Raw genomic sequence first — 3508 nt, 5'->3', positions numbered from 1 at the left:
ACGCCATGTCTGCCAGGAAAGGAGGGTGCGGTTTGAAAAATAAAAAAGCGATCATGGCGGTGGCCGCGGTGATGGTGGCCGCCCTAGCCGCCATATCATTTTATTACTGGTACACGAATGTGCACTACATTACCACGGAAGACGCGCGCATCGACGGTGATATCTATAAGGTGAGCCCCCAGGTGGCGGGTAAATTGCTGGAGATAGACGTGGACGAAGGTCAGACCGTGAGGGCGGGGGACATCGTCGCCCGCCTGGACGATACCACCCTTACGCCGGGGGCCAATATCGACCTGGCCGTGGTGCGTTCGCCGGTGAGCGGCGTGGTGGTCAAAAAAGTGGCCCATGAGGGTGAAATTGCCGCCCCGGGCCAGCCTGTGGTGATGGTAGTAGACCCCTCGGCTCTCTACATCACCGCCAATATCGAGGAGACCCACCTGAAGGACGTGCACGTGGGGCAGAAGGTGGATATCACACTGGACGCCATACCGGGGCAGAAATTTACGGGTCACGTGGCCAGCATCGGGCGGGCCTCACTTTCTACCTTTTCCCTGCTCCCCACCAGCACCGGGGGGAGTTTTACCAAAGTGGTGCAGCGGGTACCCGTGAAGATCGTGTTCGACCGGTATCCCGGGAACAACATGGAAGTGGGTACCAATGCCCGTGTGAGGATCCATATCCGGTGACCGTGTGGGGGGTTTTTTGAAATGTCGGAAGCTCAAGCGGCCGTTACTGAGCGGGGCGGGTTTCCCTGGCGGGAACTGTTCATCCTGGTGATCGGCCCTTTCATGGCCATACTGGACGGCAGCATCGTCAACGTGGCCGTGCCCAAGCTGATGGCCGTTTTCGGCGTGGGCACGGACCAGGTGCAGTGGGTGTTGACCGCCTACCTGCTCACCTCCGGGGTCGTCATCCCGGTCAGCGGTTACCTGGGGGATGTCCTGGGGTACAGGCGCATGTACATCCTGTCCCTGGCGGCCTTCACCCTGGGGTCTTTCTTATGCAGCATGGCGTGGAGCAACACCTCCCTGGTGGTGGCCAGGGTGTGCCAGGCCCTGGGGGGCGGGATGCTGGTCCCCATCAGCATGGGTATGCTGTTCAAGGTCATCCCCCGCGGCCAGATGGGTATGGCCATGGGGATCTGGGGCATATCAGCCATGATGGCGCCCACCATCGGCCCCACCCTGGGTGGTTACCTGGTGGATCAACTCTCCTGGCACATGATCTTCCTGATCAACCTGCCGGTCGGGCTGCTGGGCATGTTCCTGGCCGCCGTCTTTTTGAGGGAGACCCCTCTTTTAAAAGCCAGGTTCGACCTGGTAGGCTGCCTCTTGTGTGGGGCTGGCTGCTTTGCCGTCCTGCTGGCCCTGAGCGAGGGGCAGGATAAGGGGTGGACTTCCCAGTACATCGTCACCCTGCTGGTATCAGCCTTCTTCTTACTGCTCCTTTTCGTGCTCTGGGAACTGCAGGCGGAGCAGCCCATGCTGGACGTGCGGCTGCTGGCGAACCCGGTCTTTGCGGCCAGCCTTCTAACCACGGCCGTGGTGACCATCGGCCTTTTCGGCGGGCTCTTCCTGATACCCATTTTTACCCAGAACCTGCTGGGTTTAACGCCCACGCAGACGGGCCTGCTCGTCATGCCCGGAGCTATAGCCAGCGGGCTGATGATGCCCATAAGCGGGCGGTTGTACGATAGAATCGGGGCGAGGCCACTGGCCCTGGTGGGGCTGTCGCTGGTCGCCCTGACGACCTGGGAGCTTCATAAAATAAGTCTGGACAGCTCCAAACACTGGATACAGATGATGATGGTCTACCGGTCTGTGGGTATGGGCCTGGCCATGATGCCCATCAGCACCGCCGGTATGGAAGCAGTGCCCGCCAGGCTTTCCGGGCGCGCGTCGTCTTTTAACAACCTGGTGCGCCAGGTTTCCGCCTCCCTGGGCATCGCCTTCCTTACTTACGTCATGACCAGGCGCATGGCCTGCCACTACGTGTGGTACGGGGACGGTTTTTCCTTATCTTCCCCGCTGGCCTCGGTCTACCTGGGCCAGCTCAAGCAGGCACTGGGCCTTTCCGGTGACGCCGCCGCCGGCGCGTTCGCGCTGGTCGTCCAGCGCCAGGCCATGGCCAGCGCCATCGCGGACTGCTTTATCGTCAGTACCCTGATGGTAGTCGTGGCCATACCGCTGACCCTGCTGCTGGGCAAGAAACAGAAGGTTGCCAGGGGGCCCGGGCTTGGTGCGGGTGCCCGGTGAGCCCGCGGGGGCGGTGCCGTCCGGGGCGGACCGCCTGCGCGGCCGGGACCACTTGACGGCGGTGTTGCAGGGCGGTATCATGAGGTGGGAATTGATGGAGAGATGGAGAGAGCGGCTCCTTGCCTGCCGGTCGTACAGAGGCGGGCACGGGTGCCATTCTTTCTATTGGCGTGGGAGGGTTCGGAGTTCATGCACATAAACCTCCTGGGTGCCCGGGTGGATGTTGTGGACCTGGCCGGGGCGGTGGAGAAAGTGGCGGACTTTGTGGCTGCGGGACGCCCTCACCAGGTAATCACCTTGAACCCGGAGATCCTGTACCGCGCCCAGCAGGAACCGGGGCTGCTGGACCTGATCAACCGGGCGGACCTGGTCACCGCCGACGGTGCGGGCATCGTCTGGGCGGCCAGGGTGGCGGGTACCCCCGTGCCCGGCCGTGTGACCGGTATCGACCTCATGCTGGCGCTGGTGGAGAGGGCCGCCCGGGAGGGCTGGCGCATTTTTCTGCTGGGAGCGGCGCCCGGGGTGGCGGAGGAAGCTGCCCGCCGCCTGCGGGCAAAACATCCGGGGCTGGTGGTCGCCGGTACGCAGCACGGCTATTTCAAGCCGGCGGAGGAAGTCCCCGCGGAAGGAGCGGCGGGTGGAACGGCTGTGGGCGTACCGGGCGGGTCCGCGGCCGTCGGCGGTGCCTGCGCGGCGGGGAGTGAAAAGGTCCCGTCCGAATGGGACGTGGTGGAACAGGTACGGGCGGCGAAGCCGGACCTACTTTTTGTGGCTCTGGGAGCCCCGAAACAGGAAAAATTCATCGCCAGGCACAGGCAATCCATGGGGGTGCCGGTTTCCATCGGCGTGGGCGGCAGCTTTGACGTGATTGCCGGCCGGGTTGCCAGGGCCCCCCTCTGGATGCAGCGGCTCAACCTGGAATGGCTGGGGCGGCTGCTGCGGGAACCGCGGCGCTGGCGGCGTATGCTGGTGCTGCCCCGGTTTACCTGGCTGGTCTGGCGTAATTATAGATGGGGAAAGGGTAACCGGGTAGCTGGAAAAGGATAACTCGAGCAGGAAAGCGAAAACTTTTGTCGAAGTTTATTTTAATTATGGCCATTGGAGGGGTATAAATGGGCAGAAAGTGGCCTGCCGTGCTGGCAGCCGTGTTCTTGTGCGGGCTGCTCGCGCTCGGGGGGTATGCCCGCCTGGCCGGGGCGGCTGCCGGCGGGGATGCAGTGCTCACTTTTCCGGAATTCAAGCAGATGCTCGCT

Annotated in this window: 3 protein-coding genes; all 3 read left to right on the top strand. The window is 63.0% G+C overall.

The genetic code is table 11. From position 1 onward, the window contains the following. Positions 1 to 5: 5 nt before the first annotated feature. Positions 6 to 686 (top strand): HlyD family secretion protein, encoded by a 681-nt coding sequence (locus ACPLUI_RS12695; protein WP_424660623.1) that lies wholly within the window; start codon positions 6 to 8, stop codon positions 684 to 686. Positions 687 to 707: 21 nt separating this feature from the next. Next, positions 708 to 2255: a DHA2 family efflux MFS transporter permease subunit gene (locus tag ACPLUI_RS12690; protein ID WP_424660622.1), complete on the top strand. Its 1548-nt coding sequence runs from the start codon at positions 708 to 710 to the stop codon at positions 2253 to 2255. Between the two features lie 189 nt (positions 2256 to 2444). Next, positions 2445 to 3302 (top strand): WecB/TagA/CpsF family glycosyltransferase, encoded by an 858-nt coding sequence (locus ACPLUI_RS12685; protein WP_424660621.1) that lies wholly within the window; start codon positions 2445 to 2447, stop codon positions 3300 to 3302. Positions 3303 to 3508: the final 206 nt, after the last annotated feature.

The organism is Desulfofundulus sp. (assembly GCF_049701015.1).
Taxonomy (GTDB): Bacteria; Bacillota; Desulfotomaculia; order Desulfotomaculales; family Desulfovirgulaceae; genus Desulfofundulus.
Note: the sequence above shows the minus strand (reverse complement) of the source record. Positions and strands in the feature narration are given on the sequence as shown.